At 62.9% G+C, this 16,963-nt stretch carries 15 protein-coding genes; 2 read left to right on the plus strand and 13 right to left on the minus strand.

Going from position 1 to position 16,963, the window contains the following annotated elements:
* Nucleotides 1-57: 57 nt before the first annotated feature.
* Together DTX69_RS24965 and DTX69_RS24970 are read left to right on the plus strand one after the other, a co-directional pair.
* Nucleotides 58-438, plus strand: a complete 381-nt coding sequence (locus tag DTX69_RS24965) for a VOC family protein (RefSeq protein ID WP_119304307.1) — start codon at nt 58-60, stop codon at nt 436-438.
* Between the two features lie 218 nt (nt 439-656).
* Entirely contained in the window at nt 657-863 is a 207-nt protein-coding gene (locus DTX69_RS24970; RefSeq protein WP_119304308.1) for a DUF6494 family protein, read from the plus strand.
* A 194-nt stretch (nt 864-1,057) separates the two neighbouring features.
* Here the strand turns inward: DTX69_RS24970 and DTX69_RS24975 are convergent, their stop codons facing one another.
* From DTX69_RS24975 to DTX69_RS25035, 13 genes are all read right to left on the minus strand, one after another.
* A complete protein-coding gene (locus DTX69_RS24975; RefSeq protein ID WP_119304309.1) occupies nt 1,058-3,154 on the minus strand; it encodes a winged helix-turn-helix domain-containing protein in 2,097 nt (698 codons plus the stop codon).
* A 98-nt stretch (nt 3,155-3,252) separates the two neighbouring features.
* Nucleotides 3,253-4,242, minus strand: coding sequence for a cysteine synthase A (cysK, locus tag DTX69_RS24980; protein ID WP_119304310.1), 990 nt, complete (start codon nt 4,240-4,242; stop codon nt 3,253-3,255).
* Nucleotides 4,239-5,144, minus strand: a complete 906-nt coding sequence (locus DTX69_RS24985; RefSeq protein ID WP_119304311.1) for a class I SAM-dependent methyltransferase — start codon at nt 5,142-5,144, stop codon at nt 4,239-4,241. The genes cysK and DTX69_RS24985 overlap by 4 nt, the downstream gene beginning before the upstream one ends.
* A gap of 405 nt (nt 5,145-5,549) precedes the next feature.
* Nucleotides 5,550-6,551 carry an aldose epimerase family protein gene (locus DTX69_RS24990; protein WP_119304312.1) on the minus strand — a complete coding sequence of 334 codons (1,002 nt, stop codon included), beginning with the start codon at nt 6,549-6,551 and terminating at the stop codon, nt 5,550-5,552.
* Nucleotides 6,548-7,393, minus strand: coding sequence for a carbohydrate ABC transporter permease (locus DTX69_RS24995; RefSeq protein WP_162917538.1), 846 nt, complete (start codon nt 7,391-7,393; stop codon nt 6,548-6,550). Before DTX69_RS24995 ends, DTX69_RS24990 begins: the two co-directional genes overlap by 4 nt.
* 8 nt (nt 7,394-7,401) lie before the next feature.
* Nucleotides 7,402-8,283, minus strand: coding sequence for a carbohydrate ABC transporter permease (locus DTX69_RS25000; RefSeq protein ID WP_119304314.1), 882 nt, complete (start codon nt 8,281-8,283; stop codon nt 7,402-7,404).
* Nucleotides 8,284-8,383: 100 nt separating this feature from the next.
* Complete coding sequence (locus DTX69_RS25005) at nt 8,384-9,682, minus strand: ABC transporter substrate-binding protein (RefSeq protein WP_162917539.1); 1,299 nt, start codon at nt 9,680-9,682, stop codon at nt 8,384-8,386.
* A 94-nt stretch (nt 9,683-9,776) separates the two neighbouring features.
* Nucleotides 9,777-10,553 (minus strand): SDR family NAD(P)-dependent oxidoreductase, encoded by a 777-nt coding sequence (locus DTX69_RS25010; RefSeq protein ID WP_162917540.1) that lies wholly within the window; start codon nt 10,551-10,553, stop codon nt 9,777-9,779.
* Nucleotides 10,554-10,680: 127 nt separating this feature from the next.
* The gene (locus DTX69_RS25015) at nt 10,681-11,859 is read right to left on the minus strand and encodes a mandelate racemase/muconate lactonizing enzyme family protein (protein ID WP_119304317.1); all 1,179 of its coding nucleotides are present in this window, start codon (nt 11,857-11,859) and stop codon (nt 10,681-10,683) included.
* An 8-nt stretch (nt 11,860-11,867) separates the two neighbouring features.
* Entirely contained in the window at nt 11,868-13,040 is a 1,173-nt protein-coding gene (locus tag DTX69_RS25020) for a mandelate racemase/muconate lactonizing enzyme family protein (RefSeq protein WP_119304318.1), read from the minus strand.
* Complete coding sequence (locus tag DTX69_RS25025; protein WP_119304319.1) at nt 13,037-15,061, minus strand: dipeptide ABC transporter ATP-binding protein; 2,025 nt, start codon at nt 15,059-15,061, stop codon at nt 13,037-13,039. Before DTX69_RS25025 ends, DTX69_RS25020 begins: the two co-directional genes overlap by 4 nt.
* Entirely contained in the window at nt 15,058-15,954 is an 897-nt protein-coding gene (locus DTX69_RS25030) for an ABC transporter permease (RefSeq protein WP_284736055.1), read from the minus strand. Before DTX69_RS25030 ends, DTX69_RS25025 begins: the two co-directional genes overlap by 4 nt.
* Nucleotides 15,954-16,904, minus strand: coding sequence for an ABC transporter permease (locus tag DTX69_RS25035; protein ID WP_119304320.1), 951 nt, complete (start codon nt 16,902-16,904; stop codon nt 15,954-15,956). Before DTX69_RS25035 ends, DTX69_RS25030 begins: the two co-directional genes overlap by 1 nt.
* Nucleotides 16,905-16,963: the final 59 nt, after the last annotated feature.

The following is a 16,963-nucleotide window of genomic DNA, read 5'->3' on the forward strand; positions in this document are numbered from 1 at the left end:
TTTGACCTGCTATCCTCGGAAGATGAGCTCAACGCGTTTGCAAGGGAGGCACTCGATATGCATCATTCACGCTTCTGCGCCGTGCTGATAGACTGCAAGACCTCCGATGTGGACGAGGCCGCCCGCTACTGGGGTGAGGCGCTCGGGCGTTCCGTGGACCACAATCATCCTGGCAGCCGCGGCAACTACCGCATGCTGGAGACTCCGCCGGACGAGGTCATCGTACAGATCCAGCGTGTAGACCACGAGAGCCGGGTCCACATCGACATCGAGACAGACGACATCCCTGCTGAAGTGGCGCGCCTGGAGAAGCTCGGCGCCAAAGTGGTCGACCGTCTGGAGCGTTGGGTGGTGATGCAGGCGCCCACAGGCCAGCGTTTCTGCGTTGTACGGGTACAGCGTCCCGGTTTCCCGAAGAACGCAAACCGCTGGGATTGAGGCCTCAGGAAGCGAAGCAGGCCTGCCGAGTGGCGGCGGCTCGATGAGCGAGCCGAACGGCCGTCGAATGATATCGCGCTTTTGGCTCGCAAGGATGCCCGCTGCGAACGGCTGATGGGCGGCTCCAGGTGATGCAGCCTTGAACTATGAACGAAGCCGTGACTCGTGCCGGTCACCAGCCCTACTCTTCAGCGGATTGGATCCGAACGGAGGGACTCATGAACGAGGATGTTTTCAACATGAGCGTGCGGGGATTTCTCAAGAAAGTCGGAATCACCGCGCAGCGCGAGATGGAAAACACGGTGCGGGAGGCGCTTTCGAAAGGCAGCCTGACGGGCAAGGAGAAGCTGCCGGCCAAGGTCACGTTGACCTTGGGCCAGACCAGCCTGACTTTGGTCATCGATGGCGAGATCGAGCTCGAATAGTTTCCATTGCGGAAGGCATCAGGCCGAGGCCGCGCCGTTCGGTATGCGATAAGTCGGGCGGGCCTCCGACAGCTGACCCTCCTTACTCGCGTCAGCTCGGCAGAAATGTGCCAGGGGCGGCCTTGGCGCCAAAGCAACTCAAGGCTGAAAGGTGCCAGGACGCGTTTCGGAGGCACGGATCGGAACATCAATGGTCATGGGACTCCGGCCTTGCGCAGTCCCTCCATATAGATTTCGATTTGGTCGGGCCGCTTGACGTAGAATAGATGCTCCTTTGCGAAACCGATCGAGAACTCCGGCTTCACCTGGATGAGTTCCTTGAGTGCAGTCTCCGCTTGCCGCTCATCGCCGAGATGCCCCAGCGCCGAGACCAGGTGGGCGCGGGCCCAGTATTGCGCATTGGGGGTCCGGACCGCCCGGCGCCCCCATGACGCGGCATCCTCGAACTCACTGCGGAAGATATGAGCGAGTGATCGGTAGGAGTAGAAGGCCCATCGGAAAGGATCGTGAGGGCTCAACCGGATGGCAATCTCGAACTGCTTGATTGCCTCATCGAGCCGTCCCTCATAAGCGAGCGAGTCCCCCAGTCCGCAATAGGTGACCGCAAGGCAAGGATTGAGCTCCTGGGCGTATTGCAGCGCCTCGATCGCCTGATCGTACTCGCGGCGCGCGAGGTGCACGCGGCCGATCGTGAAGTAGCTATTTGCGTCCTGATCGTCGAGTTCGATGGCGCGCTCCGCTGCAGCCAAAGCCTCGTCCATCCGGGCCTGGTCCGGAGCTATGTCGAAATAGACCATGCTGAGGACGATCGCATAAGCCAGCCGCGAGTGCGCGCTGGCGAAGCTCGGGTCGAGCTCGATCGCTCGGCGCAGCAGCTCCTGGGATCTCAGATTGCTGTCGCGTGTGAACTTGTAGAACTCCGCCGTACCCAGCTGGTAGAGATCCCACGCGCCCAGGTTCTTGCGCGGTCGGCGCTCGGCCTTTCTCTGTTCCGTGAGGCCGAGCTCCGCCTCGAGACGCGCCGCAACCGTCTCGGAGATCTCATCCTGAAGCTCGAAAATGTCGATCGCATCGCGATCGAAGCGTTCAGACCAGACGCTCTGCTCGTTTCCGGAATCAACCAGCTGCACCGTGATGCGGAAGCGCGTGCCGGCCTTGCGAACACTCCCGGTCACAAGATAATCGGCATTCAGCTTGTCCCCGATGACTCTGATGCCCTCCTTCGAGCCACGAAAGGCGAATGCCGGGTTGCGGGCGATCACCGTGAGCCATCGGTTCTTGGACAGGGCCGTGGTGATATCCTCCGTGATACCGTCGGCGAAATGGTCCTCGGCGGGATCGCGATTGAGATTTGCGAACGGCAAGACTGCGACGGAGGGTTTCTTGGCAAGCGCTTGCTGCATTGCCACTGCGTGTTGCTTGGCGCCTTCTACGACGGCAGTCGTCGACTGAGCGTTCTCGATTGGCGCGACGAAACGGAAGCCGCGGCCATGCACCGTTGCGATCGTATGCTGCGCGATGCCGTCGTCTCCGACCGCCTTGCGTGCGGCCTTGACCTGGCTGCTGAGCGCCGCGTCGGACACGATCCTGTTGCCCCAGATTGCGGTAAAGATTTCGTCCTTTGTTACTGTTCGATCGCTGTTTCGCACCAGGAATACCAGCAGATCGAATACCTGGGGCTCGACAGGCACGCGTTCACCCGCCTGCCGGAGCTCGAACCGCGCGGTGTCCAGCTCGAATTCCCTGAAGCGGATGACCTCGGGGAGCGTAGCGGCCGACGTGACTTCGACGCTGTATGCCTGGATGGGTCGGCTGATGTTTTTGACGGACTGCTCGCCCAAAGCAACGAACCGAACGGGCACCCTGGTGCCGATATGGTCGTAGACTTGCTTCGAGAGCACGATTCCACCTGGCTCCGCGATGCTTTGAAGCCGCGCCGCCACGTTCACTCCATCTCCATAGATGTCACTGTCATCAACGATAACATCGCCGAGATGGAGCCCGATGCGCAGCTGCAGCCGATGCTTCTCACCGACAGAGCTGTTGCGGGCGGCGAGTTCGCGCTGGATGTCTACCGCGCACTGCAGAGCGTCGACCACACTGGAGAACTCTACCAGCGTACCATCGCCCATCAGCTTGACGGTGCGGCCGGAGTACCGGGTGATGGCGGGATCGGCGATACTGGAACGGGTGACCTTCAGCACATCGAGCGTCCCCGCTTCGTCGATCTCCATGAGACGGCTGTAACCAACCACGTCCATGGCGAGTATGGTCGTCAGCTTGCGCCCCATCTGCCCTCTCCCGCTGCCCGATACCGGCTTTCCGTCGACCTTGGCGAATATGATTATACCATGTCGGCTCAAGGATCGTTGAACGAGGGATGCGGGCCTCAGGCATCGCCGTAGCCATCGAACAGAACCGTGGACAGATAGCGCTCCGCACAATCTGGCAAAACAGTCACAACGGTTCGTCCCTTCATATCTTCCCGCTTGGCGATCCGCAGGGCGCAGGCGAGGGCGGCGCCCGACGAGATGCCTGCAGGAATGCCATCGAGCAGAGCCAGCCTGCGGGCCGTATCGATTGCCTCTTCATTGCTGACCAGCAGGACTTCGTCGATGAGTGTCGTGTCGAGAACGTCCGGCACGAACCCCGCGCCGATACCCTGAATCATATGGGGGGAATGGGTGCCGCCAGAAAGCACCGGACTTTTTTCCGGTTCGACCGCGATGATCCGAACCTCAGGCCTGCGCGCCTTCAGCACCTCGCCGACGCCCGTAAGCGTCCCGCCCGTGCCAACGCCGAGAACCACCGCATCGATAACGCCATTGGTGTCGCGCCAGATCTCCTCGGCTGTGGTGCGTCGATGAATTTCCGGATTCGCGGGATGCCCGAATTGCCAGGGCATCACCGCCTTCTCGGTCTGAGCGATGATTTCCTTTGCCTTCTCAATCGCGCCGCCGATCCCTCTCTCGCGCGGTGTAAGGACCAGCTCGGCGCCGAGAAACCTGATCAGTTTCCGGCGCTCGATCGAGAAGCTGTCCGGCATGGTCAGAATGCACCGATAGCCCTTGGCGGCGCATGCAAAGGCAAGGCCGATCCCGGTGTTTCCCGAGGTGGGCTCGACAATGACGCTGCCGGATCCGATGGTGCCATCAGCTTCCATGGCCTCCAGCATGGAAACGGCGATCCGATCTTTGACGCTGGCGATTGGATTGAAGAATTCGAGCTTGGCGAGTACCTCGGCCTGGCATCCGGCTTCCTGCGCCATCCGGCCTATGCGCACTAGCGGTGTGTTCCCGATCGTCTCCAGGATGGTGTCGTACACCCGGCCCCTTCCCGGTCTGTCCAGGACCAGCTTCGCGCTGAGTTGATCATTCATTGGGTATCTCCTTGCAGGTCGAGTTGAATAGCGCTGATCACCCACGACGAACTGTCCATGACAATTCCATCAGCGCCGATTTTTTGGCGGTTGATCGCTTCGGCGAGCGCGGCCTCGATCTGTGCGCGTTTCTGCTCCGCGAGTGGACCTGCTTCCCGGAACACCTCTCCAGCCGGACCGATCGCGAGTTGAAAGGCGATGGCGTCCTCGACGTCCCGGCCGATCAGGACCGGCGCGTCGACCCGGCGGAACTCGATTTGCCCGTATCCGGCCGCCGTCATCATGGCCCGCACCGTCGCTTCGTCCGACATCGAGAACGGACCTGGGCCGCAGGTCTGCGCATCCGGACCAGGTGGCGGCAGGAACCGAAGCACGATGTCCTTAGCCATCGAGAGCCAGGGATTGTCCGCACGATCGCGCCAGACGATGTGGACCATTCGTCCGCCTGGCCGCAGCGCCTTACGCATGTTGCGCAGACCCGCGACAGGGTTGGCAAAGAACATCGTACCGAAGCGCGCGAAAACGAGATCGAACTGTTCCGTCGGCAGCGCAACTTCGGCATCGCCGCGCACGAAACGCAGATTGCCGATCCCTTGGGCCTGTGCGTCCCTGCGCGCATAGTCGAGGAACGCATCGCAGCAATCGATCCCAACCACCTCGCCTGTCGGACCAACACGCCGTGCAAGCTTGATGGCGGTATCGCCGAAGCCGCAACCTACGTCGAGAACCCGATCCCCTTCGCGAACCGGGAGTGTTGGAAAGATCGCGTCGCTATGGTGGGTCAGTCCGTCGACCAGAATGTGCTTAAAGCGGATGAATTTGTGCGCGAGCACCTCGTTCCAGAACTGGACAAAGGGCGAGTCTTCCACCGGCGCTTCGGTGGGGTTTGCAAAGCTGCTCATCGTGCGGGCACCTCATCGTCGTCTCTCGCTAATCGAGAACGGCTGAAAGGTATCGGTCCTCACCGTCCCTCGCTTGGCAATTTCCTGAGGAAATCCTGGATTTCTCATGAGGAGGCGGCGGAATTCAGGTTGCGCCCATTTCCACCTACGGCTGCGGCTGCCGAGGTGGCTTTCACGGCCGCCCCGCATGCCCCACGGGTATGAAGGAAACCTACGACGACCTGGTCGAGCCGAGCAGCTAAACTACTGATAAGCTTACGCTATCCATCCTTATGGCCTGGCCTCAACACTCATAATGTGTTGGCTTTTCTTGCCTCGGGGCAGGCAGGTGCCATAAACGGAAGTGCCGGTGTCACATCGGGGATCGTTCGGGATTCCAACCACCTGAACGCCGCCGAGTCGTCGTTAGACCAATGCACGCCCGTCCCCGGCAACGCCACGGACGCATCCTGTGGGCTTGAAAACATGCAGTCGGATTACCGTTTCGATCGGTATACCTCGCCTCAGCGTCAGCAATCGCGCGCCGCGGCGGCGCGCCTCGGCTAAGCCGTAAGCCAGCGGCGTGCTGTTGGGCTCAAGCCCGATCAGCCGCGTGCATCCACCCCATGGGGGCTCGGAGGTACCAGCGATCTCGAGCCAAAGCCAAGCCGTTGGAAATAGCTCGACATCCCATGACAAAGCGACCGCAACAGCATTGTCTAGCCGCCGGATTGACATCCACGCCGCGGCGAAGTCCTCCAGATACGCGAGACAGGCCAGTCGGCCCTCGGCAACAGCCGTAAGTGGCCGTCGAAGATCGATGATGCCGTTTTTGCCCCGGATGCTTGGCCAGCGCCCGACGGCTCCGGCTCGCAGCGGATTGGCGGGCGGATCATATCCCTCGTCCGATCTTACGCGCCGGGCACCACTGTCGAGCTCGAACTCGCCTGTCAACAGATCGGAGCCAAAAGTCGGGTGATGGCCCCACATGACTGTCACGGGCTCGTTGCCTTCTGATTCTGCTGTCTCCCGGATCGTGACCAGATCTCCCTCGACCAGGATTTCCCGCTGCATGCGGACCGGCACGCTCGTGAACTGACGGCTGAGACGCATCCTTGAGACGCCTGGTTCCATTTCCCAGGGCGAGATCGATGCTTCGCCATGAAAGCCATGAAACACACCGTTGAAGGTGCAGGCATCGCCGCCATTCGGAAACAGGAGCGGCCAGCCCCCAGTGTAGCGGGTCAGCCAGGTGTGCTCGTCGGGTGCCGCTCCTGAGTCGAGCGGTTCATTCATCGGCTCCCACGGGACAGTACCCAGCACGGACAAGCCGAGCTGCTTGTGCTCGATTGCGGTAATGGTGGCACCGACTTGCGGCCTGACGGTGACGCGAAGAAATTCACTTTCCAGGAGGACATCGCCGCTCATTTAACGGAACCCGCCATCAGGCCCTGGATGTAGTGCTTCTGGAACGCGAGATAGAGAATGATCATAGGCGCGCTGGCGAACACCATGCCGGCCATGGTGAGAGGGATCTGGTCATTGTAGCGGCCCTGAAACACGCTGATACCGGCCATGAGCGTCCGCTTGGCGTCGTCCTGCAGGAAGATGATGGCGATCAGCAGGTCGTTCCAGACATAGAGCGCGTTCACCACCACCAGCGTGAGCAGGGCCGGCAAGGACAGCGGGATCACGATCTTGATCAGGATCAGCAGGTCGCCGGCACCATCGATGCGTGCTGCCTCGAACAATTCGCGCGGCAGTGTCCGGAAGAAGCTGGTGAGCAGATAGACGGAGAATGGCGTGATCAAGCCTGCATAGATCAGGATCGCGCCTTCATAGGTGCTGATCAGGGACAATTGAGTATAGAGCACGAACAAGGGGACGATCATCACCACCGGTGGGATGGCCATGAGCGAGGTGCTGATCGAGAACAGCAAGCCGCGACCGCGGAACTGCATACGGGCGATCGCATAGGCTCCCAGGCAGGACACGACCGTGCTCAGCGCTACAGCGCCGGCCGCGAGAATCACGCTGTTGGCCATCCAGGCGACGAAATCGCTCTCGAAGAGAACGCTGCGGAAGTGGTCGAGGACCAGCTCCTGGGGAAACCCGACCTTGTTGAAGATGTATTCCTGCTGACTCTTGAGGGAGGTCAGGATCATGAACAAAGTCGGCGTGAGCGCGATCAGGGTGGCGACGATGAGGATGCCGTGCTTGAGCACCTGGTCGGGCTTGACCCGCACCCCATGTTGCCGTTTGACCGCCATCCCGCCCCTCATGCCGTCTCTTCCTCGTTGGCGCGCCGCCGGGCCGCGAACAGCGGCACGATCAAAAGGAGCGAGACCAGGAAGAGCATGACGGAAACCGCCGACGCGATTCCCGGCAGGCTGGTCCTGATCAGCGCGTTGAAGATGTAGAGCTCGACCACCATGGTCGACGTGCCCGGGCCACCACGACCGCCACCGATCATGTACACGTACGCGAATACGGCGGAGAGAATCGTAATGATGCTGGTCACGATGTAGAACTCCATGACCACTTTCATCTGCGGCAAGATGACGTGCCACACGCGCTGCCACCAATTGGCGCCTTCGAGCCGCGCCGCCTCCATCAGCGATTCATCCAGGCTCAGCATGCGCGCGAGAAACAGGATGATGCCGAGCGCGGATTCGCGCCAGATGATCAGCATCATGACCGTCCACAGCGCGACATCCGACGACCCGATCCAGTCCAGAGCCAGGAAATCGAGTCCGATCCAGCGCAGCACCTCATTCACCGGGCCATTGAACTGGAATAGCTTCTTCATAATCACGGCGATGATCGGGATCGCCAGGATGTAGGGCAGGAACAGCACCACGCGATAGAGCTTCCAGCCCTTCAGCCGCTCGTACAGCACCACGGCGATCAACAGCGACCAGACCACCATGAAAGGAACGGCTAACAGCAGCAGTAAATTGTGCTGGACCGACTCCCAGAACAGCGGCTGATTGAGCACAAGCTCGTAGTTGCGCAAGCCGATCCATGGCCCATCGATCCCGCGGACCATCTTGAAGCTGAACTCGAATATGCGGATCAGCGGATAGCCGAACACGAACAGCAGAAGCGCAACCAGCGGAGCGACGTAAAGATAGGGCGCAAACCTGGATGTCTGGTTCACCGCCGGAGCCCCGCCTTCATTCGCACGTCATGGCAAGAGATTGCCGATGAAGCGGGAGGCCGGCCAAACACGGCCGGACCCCCCTCCCCCGCAACTCGCGTCAGCCGCCGAGATCGACGGCCCACTTCTGGTAGTTCTCGACGATGTCGGGGTTGAAGTCGCGCCATTCCTTGGCGACGTTGTAGGCAAGCTCGCCAGCCTGCTCTCCCGTGATCTTGCCTTCGACCACCTGCTGAGCGGTCGGCAGCAATGCCTGTTCGTAGAACTGCCCGGGCACCAGGTTGGAAAGATACGGAATGTTTGGCGACAGGCCCCACCGCTGCCACATGTCGCGCACCGTCGGATCCGTGAGCACCGAAACGTCGAAGTTCTTGTTGGCGGGGATCCAGCCGGTCAGCTCGTGCAGCGCCTTCAGGCGATCCGGCGACTGCAGATACTCAAGGAACGCCGCGGCCGCCTTTGGATCTTTCGCTTTCGCCGGGATGCCGAGCCCCTGTGAATCGAAGATCGGCTGGCCCGCGAGCTTGCCCTTGCCATAGACGGGCATCACCATCGTTCCGATCCGACCGTTGGTCGCCTTGCTGTCCGCCGGCACACGTGAGCCGACCGAGAGCCCCATTCCCACCTTGCCCGCGACGATCAGGTCGATGCCGGGATAGAGCTCGGTCGACGATATTTCCGGATTGAAGAAGCCGGCCTTCCTGAGCTCTTCGAGCTTCACCCAATGCTCATGGTATTTTGGTTCGCGGAAGTCGCGCTCACCGGTGAACAGGCCGATTGTCTCGCCAGCGGAGTCAACATTCTGCGCTAGGGCATGGCCGAAATACCACTCGCCCCAGTAGCCGTCCTGGATGCCGCCGCCGACAGGGGCGATGCTTGCGGATTTCAGCTTCTCGCAGGCCGCCAGGAACTCATCCCAGGTCTGCGGCGCCTTGTCGGCGTCCAGCCCCGCCTTGTCGAAGGCATCCTTGTTGTAGATCCAGATCATCGGCAGTGGATACCAGCCAACGCGATAGGTGTTGCCGCCGAAATTGCTGAGCAGCGTCGGGTTCGAGGCCTGGATCACCTCGTCACTCACAAGGCCGTTCAGCGGCTGAAGGTAGCCGAGCCACACGCTCTCCATATGGTAGATGCCGTTCCACAGGAACTGGATATCCGGCGCCTCGCCGGACGCGGCCGCCGTCTGGAACTGCGAGATCACCACGGCGGTGTCTTGCAGCATCGGCTTCACCGTTGCCGCCGTGTATTTCTTCACCGAATCATCGACGAAGGCCTGCAGGCCCGGCAGTTCCTGCTCGCCCCACCACCACATGTTCAGCTCAGTCGCCGCACGCGCGCGCCACGCCGGCAGCATCCCCCCAAGCGCCACGCCGGCACCGGCGGCCGCGGATGTCCTCAAGAGCTCTCGCCGTGAGAAACTTTGCCTCCATTTCCCTGTCATTGCGCTTCCCTAGCCTCCTTATGTGCTTCCGGCGCGCAAGCGTCCGGTAATTTCAGAACGTGCTCATGAGGCCGCCGTCGACGACCAGCAGCTGGCCCGTCATGTAACGGCAGTAGTTCGACGCCAGAAAGATCACGGTACCCGAGACGTCTTCCGGATAGCCGGTCCGGCGCAGCGGGATCTTGCCCTTCTTCACGTACCATTCGAGGAACTCGGGCGTCTCCGTCTCGTTGACGCCGTTGATGATCGACATCGGCGTCGACATGAAACCGGGCGCCACCGCGTTCACCAGGATGTTGTAGGGCCCAAGCTCCACCGCCATCGACTTGGTCAGCGTGATGATGCCCCCCTTGGCCGCGTTGTAGGCGCCGACCTCGCCGCTCGAGGCGAAGCCCTGGATCGAGGCGATGTGAATGATGCGGCCGGATTTCCGCTCGACCATATGCGGCGCGACGAGCTTGGAGCCCATGTAGACGGATTCGAGATTGATGGCGATGGTGCGCCGCCAGTCTTCCAGCGTGTCCTGCAGGATCGTCCTGGCCGGCGGATTAATGGCTGCGTTGTTCACCAGCACGTCGATCCGGCCGAACTCCCTGACGATGCTGTCGACCACCGATCCGTACGCACCGTAATCCGTGACATCCAGGTCGAAAGATCTGGAGATGCCGCCGGCAGCCGAGACCTCAGCTTCGACGGTGTGGAGCGTTGCCGGATTCCGCTCGAGCAGCATGACCTTGGCGCCTTCGGCGGCCATCTCGAGCGAGACGGAACGGCCGAGCCCCTGTCCGGCACCCGTGACAATGCATACCTGGCCCGCGAGCAAGCCCATCGACACGTCCCCACGCCGTGGCAGCGGCATCCGGTAGAACATTTCCAGCATTCTGGAATATGTTCTACCATCCCGGATGACTCTAGGCGGTTGCTCGAAGCCCCGTCAAGGGAGGGTCGCCGCGGGATCAGTCGAGCGCGGGCGTGCGGTAGAGATATTTGCCGCCCACCTTGATCTCGGCATCGACCAGGTACCGCTTCATCGCGGCGAGGTCGAGCTCGATGCCGAGACCCGGCCGATCCGGCAGCTGTATCTCGCCGTTCCGGTCCGGCGCGATGTGCGTCTTGCACATCTCCCACGCCATCGGCTGGGGTTTCACCGGATACTCGCAGATGCGATGCGCCTCCAACCCAGCATAGGGCTGGATCGAGGCGCACAGAGCGAGATGCGAGGTGAAGGTGTGGTTCACATAGGTGACGCCTTTCGCTTTCGCGTAGTCCGCCACCTGCTTCGCGGGCCCGATGCCGCCGATGCGGCCGCAATCGATCTGGATGAAGCCGACCTTGCCGATGTCGATCGTGTGCCTCGCCATGAAAATATTGTGCGCCGCCTCGCCGCCCGCGAGCTTCATGGAGCTGGGACGATCGGCAAGCGCGCCATAGGCCTCGTAGGCGCTGCCGTTGAACGGCTCTTCGAGCCAGGTCGCTTTCACGCCTTCCAGCAGCGGCAGGCGGGCGGCGGCTGCGTCGACATCCTGGTTCCAGATCTGGCCGGCATCGACCAGCAGGATGCCGTCGGGCCCAATGCCTTCACGCGCCGCCGCAAGCTGATCGGCATCGTCCTGCAGCGTGCCGCGCCCGAACGGGCCCCAGCCGCATTTCACCGCACGGAACCCGGCCTCGCGCGCGGCCCGGCAGGATTCCAGCGTCTGTTGCGGCGTGTCGCCGAAGAGTTGCGAGGCATAGGGCGTCTTCGGATAGGCGCGCTCATAGCCGAGCAGCTTGTACACCGGATCGCCATGCTTCTTGCCCAGCAAGTCCCAGAGCGCGATCTCCACACCCGACCAGGTGTGTGCAGCCTGCAGCAGGTCCATGCTGTTCCACTGGATGGTCGCGGCGATGCGCGCAATGTCGGCGGGCGAGGAGACATCCGCCCCTAGAACGGAGGTGCCGACCGGGCGGCAGGCGCCGTGCGACATGGGACAGACGAAGGATGCGATCGAGGTGAGCGGCGATGCTTCGCATTCGCCCCAGGCCTCTATCCCACCGGCACGCACGCGGACCACCAGCGCATCCTGGCTGCCGTCGCCGGCATCGGTCACCACCGGCATCGAGAGATAGAAGAAGTCAACGGACTCGATTTTCATGTTGCTGCCTACTGCACGCGATAAGCTGTCAAAGCTTCCTCGTTGATGGTGACGCCGAGCCCCGGCGCGGTCGGCAGCGGGATGCGGCCGTCCACCACCGGAAGCTCGACGCTGCACAGGTCTTTGCGCAAGCGGGAGTCCGCCAGTTCCCGCGGCAGGAACTCGATATAGGTGCACGTGGGCGAGACAGCGGCCAGGTGCGCCGAAGCCGCGATACCGATGGCGGACTTCCAGCAATGCGGCACCACTGCAAGCCCCTTGTCGCGCGCAGCCATGGCGACGCGGCGTGCCTCGGTCAAGCCGCCGACGCGGCCGACATCCGGCTGCACCACGTCCAGCGCGTCCCGGTCCATCAGTTCGCGGAACTCGAACCGCGAGTTCAGCCATTCTCCGGCAGCGACCCGCACGGGCGATGCCTTCACCAGCTTGGCGTAGCCCTCGATGTCGTCGGAGGGCAGCGGAGTTTCGATGAAATAGATGTCCTCGTCGGTGAACATTTCGATGGCGCGGAGGGCTTCCTTCCAGTCGCGCCAGGCATAGGCGACATCGACCATGATGGTCGTCTCCGGTCCGATCGCCTTGCGGCAGGCACGCACGATCTTCGCGATCTCGCGGTCATCCTCGATCTGCAGCGAGTTGTGGGAGTACGGGCCCTTGGTGCAGACCTCTAGCTTTACCGCGCGAAAGCCGAGTTCCTTCGCCTTGACTGCGCGCTCCACCAGGATGCGCGTGTAGGTCTCGAGGTCGTCGCCCTCCGGCAGCAGCGAGGCGTATGGCGTGATAGTGTTGTTGAGCGCGCCGCCCAGCAATTGCCAGCAGGGCTTGCCCTCCGCCTTGCCGCGCAGGTCCCACAGGGCCATATCGAGCGCGCCCATGGCACAGATGCCGAGGCCGCGCCGCCCCGTCATCGCGGAGCCGCTGTACATCCTCTCCCACAGGCCCTCGACATCAGTAGGATCCTTGCCGATCAGCATCTCGGTGAGGCCGAGGCCCATGATGTGCGTGCCAGGCGCTTCGATCATCGCGCGCGCAACCCAGGGATTGGTGTCGGTCTCCCCGATCCCGACCAGTCCCTCGTCGGTGTGGATCTTCACCACCAGATCGTCCTGCGCGGACGAGCAGGCGTCGGCGCGATAGTCCGGCACCAGCAGAACGAAGCATTCGATCTTGGTGATCTTCATACCGCGATCTCCTTGTCCTGTGCTGCCGTCCAGCCCGCGCGCGCACTGAGTTCTTCCAACGTGAGGTGGCACCGCAGCCGAATGCCGCCGGGCGCCTCACGCCACGGCGGCCGCTCCGTCTCGCAGACTCCCTCGATTTGCCAAGGGCAGCGACCGGCATAGACGCAGCCCACCCCGCCGCGCTTCGGCTCGACAAGCCCACGCGATTTCGCGGGCTTGTCAGGCCGGCGCAAGGGCACCGGAACTGCGTGCAGCAGACTGTACGTGTAGGGATGGTAGGGCGGCGCAAAGACAGCCTCGCGCGCGCCGATCTCCATCACCTCGCCGCCATAGAGAACACAGACGCGATCGGCCAGCATGCGCACCACGGCGAGGTCGTGCGAGATGAACAGCATGGCGATGCCATGCTCGGACTTGAGCTGTTGCAGCAGAGCCAGGATGCTGGCTTGCACGGACACGTCCAGCGCCGACAGGATCTCGTCGCACAACAGCAGCGCGGGCTTTGCGACCAGGGCTCGTGCGATCGCCACGCGCTGCCGCTCACCGCCGGAAAGCTGGTCGGGATAGCGATCCTGATAGGACGCGTCGAGCCGCACGTCATGCAGAGCGTCTGCGAGCGCCGCCTTGGCACGCGCCGCATCCATTCCGAAGAAATGGGCCAGCGGGCGCGCAATGGTTTCACCGATACGGGCCCGCGGATTCAGCGAGGCGTCAGGGTTCTGGAAGATGTACTGGATCAGGCGTCGCTCGTCACGACTGCGGCCCCCGACGCTCGCTGCCATTTGGTCGCCACGCAACCTGATCGTGCCATCTGCTGGCGCGACAAGTCCACTGATCACGCGCGCCAGCGTGGACTTTCCGCTGCCGGATTCGCCGACCAGAGCGAAGACCTCACCTTCCTTGATGTCGAACGACACGTCGCCGACCGCGCGAAAACCGCGTCCTCTGGGTCCGTAGAGGACGCTGACTCCATCGACGGAGAGGGCGGGCACAGGCCCGCTCTGACGACCGCCTGTCGATGCTACGGACGTTTCGGCGGGAATCGGCGCGATCTCGCGCCATCGCCAGCATGCAACCGCGCGGCCATTATCGATGGCCTCGAGCTCCTGCCGTTCGGAGGCGCAACGGTCGCGCGCGTGGTCGCAACGCGGCGTGAAGGGGCAGCCCGCCGGCAGTTCGCGCCGGCGCAGCAGGCCGCGCAGCGGCCTGGACCGGCGCGCAGATTGCTCCTCGATAAGAGGGATGGATGCGATCAGACCCTGCGTGTAGGGATGCCGCGGGCGCAGGAAAATCTCGTGCGTCGGCGCAATCTCCACCATGCGTCCGGCATACATCACGCCGATGCGATCGGCGATCTGCGATAGCAGCGCCAGATCGTGCGTGACATAAAGCATCGCCACACCGATGCGGCGGCGCAGGTCGCTGAGCAAGTTGACGATCTGCTCCTGGGTCGTGACGTCGAGCCCGGTCGTCGGCTCGTCCAGCACCAGCAGGTCGGGATCGCACGCCAGCGCCATCGCGATGCAGACGCGCTGTTGCTGGCCGCCCGATAGCTGGTGTGGGTAGCGGCGCTGGAAGCCGGGATCGGCGGGCAGTCCGACCAGCTTCAGCACCTCGGCGATAGCGGCGCCCTTCACCTGTTCCGCACGACCATGAGCGACCATCGTCTCCACGAGCTGGTCGCCAATGCGAATGCCGGGATTGAGTGCTGTCGTCGGGTTCTGCGGAACGAAGGCGATGCGGTCGCCGCGCAGCCTGTCGAGCTCCGGACGCGACATGGTAACCAGGCTTCGTCCTTTGAAAAGGACATCGCCCTGCTCTACTTTCGTGGACGGATGCCGATAGCCGAGCAGCTGCAGCGAAACCGTCGACTTGCCGCAACCGGATTCCCCGACCAGCCCGAACACCTCGCCCGGTTGTACCGAAAAGCTGACTTGGTCCACGGCGCGGGCCCAGCCGCCGCCTTGGCGGTACGCCACAGTGAGGTTGCGCACCACGAGCAATTGCACGGTGTCGGTCATTGCGCACCGAGCCGGACGGTCCGGCCAAGGATGCGCGCCAAACCCTCGGTGAACAGGTTCAATCCGACGACCAACGACGCGAGCGCGAGGCCCGGCCCAAGGACGGTGATCGGCGTTATGATGATAAGGGCGCGGTTCTCGCTGATCATCAGTCCCCATTCGGGAGTGGGCGGCCGGAGGCCGAATCCCAGGAAGCCCAGCGAGCCCACCAGCACCGGCGCATAGCCGGCCCGAAGGGCGAACTCCACCAGCAGCACGCCGGTCGCGTTCGGCAGCAGCTCGCGGCGCATCACCGACCACGCGCTCTCGCCACGCAGGCGCGCGACCGTGACGTAATCGCGCGTGGCGATGTCCATCGCCGCGGCACGCGCCATGCGCGCGATGCGGGGCGCATAGACCAGCGCGACCACCAGGACCACCAGAATGGGATTTCCCGACAGCTCCGGCCCGGCCGACGCGATCGCGATCAGCGCCAGCACCAGGAACGGAATGCTGATCAACGCTTCGAGCAGACGCTGCAGCAGATTGTCGAACCAGCCGCCGAGATAACCGGACAGCAGCCCCAATACGGCGCCGACCACAAGACCAAGCGCCGTGCCGGACAATGACAGCAGGATGACGATGTGCGATCCATGCACCACGCGGCTGAACACGTCCCGACCGAGCTGGTCGACGCCGAACGGATGCTCCCAGCTCGCGCCGGAAAGCGGAATGCCCGTCCCCATCTGCGAGTAGCCATAGGGTGCCCAGAGCGGGCCCGTCGCCGCGACGATCAGATGCACCAGCAAAATGACCAGCCCGATGCGGAAGCTCTGCGGCGTCTGGCCCCACAGCAGGCGATAGCGGCTGAGCGCCGATTGGCGAGTTGGCGCCGCTGCGTGATCCATGCTCATCACGCGGTCCTCAGTCTCGGATTGAGCAGCACGGCGGCGACGTCGGCGATCAGGTTGGCGCCGACATAGACCAGCGCGGCGATCATGACAGTGGCTTCGATGACCGGCAGATCGCGCAGTTGCAGGGAATCCACCAGAAGGCTGCCGAAGCCGGGATAGGAGAACACCTTCTCGACCACCACGACTCCACCCACGAGATAAGCGAGATTGAGGGCCGTGACATTCAGCGTCGGCACCAGGGCATTGGGCAAGGCATGGCGCAGGAGCACGCGCCTGGCACTGAGCCCCTTCAGCTCGGCCATGCGGACATAGTCGGAATCAAGCACCTCGATCAGATTGTCGCGCAGCATGCGCACGGCATAGACCGCCATCACGATCGCGAGGGTCAGGGCCGGCAAGGTCATGGCGCGCAGATAGTCCATCGCGTCGGACGAATGGTCGACCAGCGATATCGCCGGCAGAACGGGCACCAGCACCACGAACGTGAAGAGGAGCATCGTCGCCAGCAGGAAGTCCGGCATCGACAACAGTACAAGCGTGACGATGGAAAGGCCATGATCCACCGGCCGGTCGCGCCGGATCGCCTGGATCAGCGCGGGCACGATGGTCAGCGGCAGATACAGCAGGAAGGCATAGGCCGAGAGCAGGACCGTGTTGTAGATGCGCGGCGCCAGAATATCCGTCACCGGCCGGCTCGAGACCAGCGATTGTCCGAAATCGCCGGACAACAGGCCGCCCAGCCAGTGCAGATAGCGCAGGGGCGCCGGATCATTGAGCCCGAGCTTCGCCCGCAAGAGCTCGAGTGCCTCCGGCGTCGCATCCCGTCCGAGAATGCGCGTGGCCACGTCCCCTGGAAGCACTTCGAGCACGCCGAATATGATCAATGAGACGATCAGCAGCGTCACGATTGACAGCAGGATGCGGCCGGCGACAAGCCTTAGAATCGGCAAAGCAATCCCCCGCTACGCTGCGACACCATGAAGACAACGCGGGCGCGGTCGGAGAACCG

The sequence above is a fragment of the Dongia deserti genome (assembly GCF_003574735.1).
Classification (GTDB): Bacteria; Pseudomonadota; Alphaproteobacteria; order Dongiales; family Dongiaceae; genus Dongia_A; species Dongia_A deserti.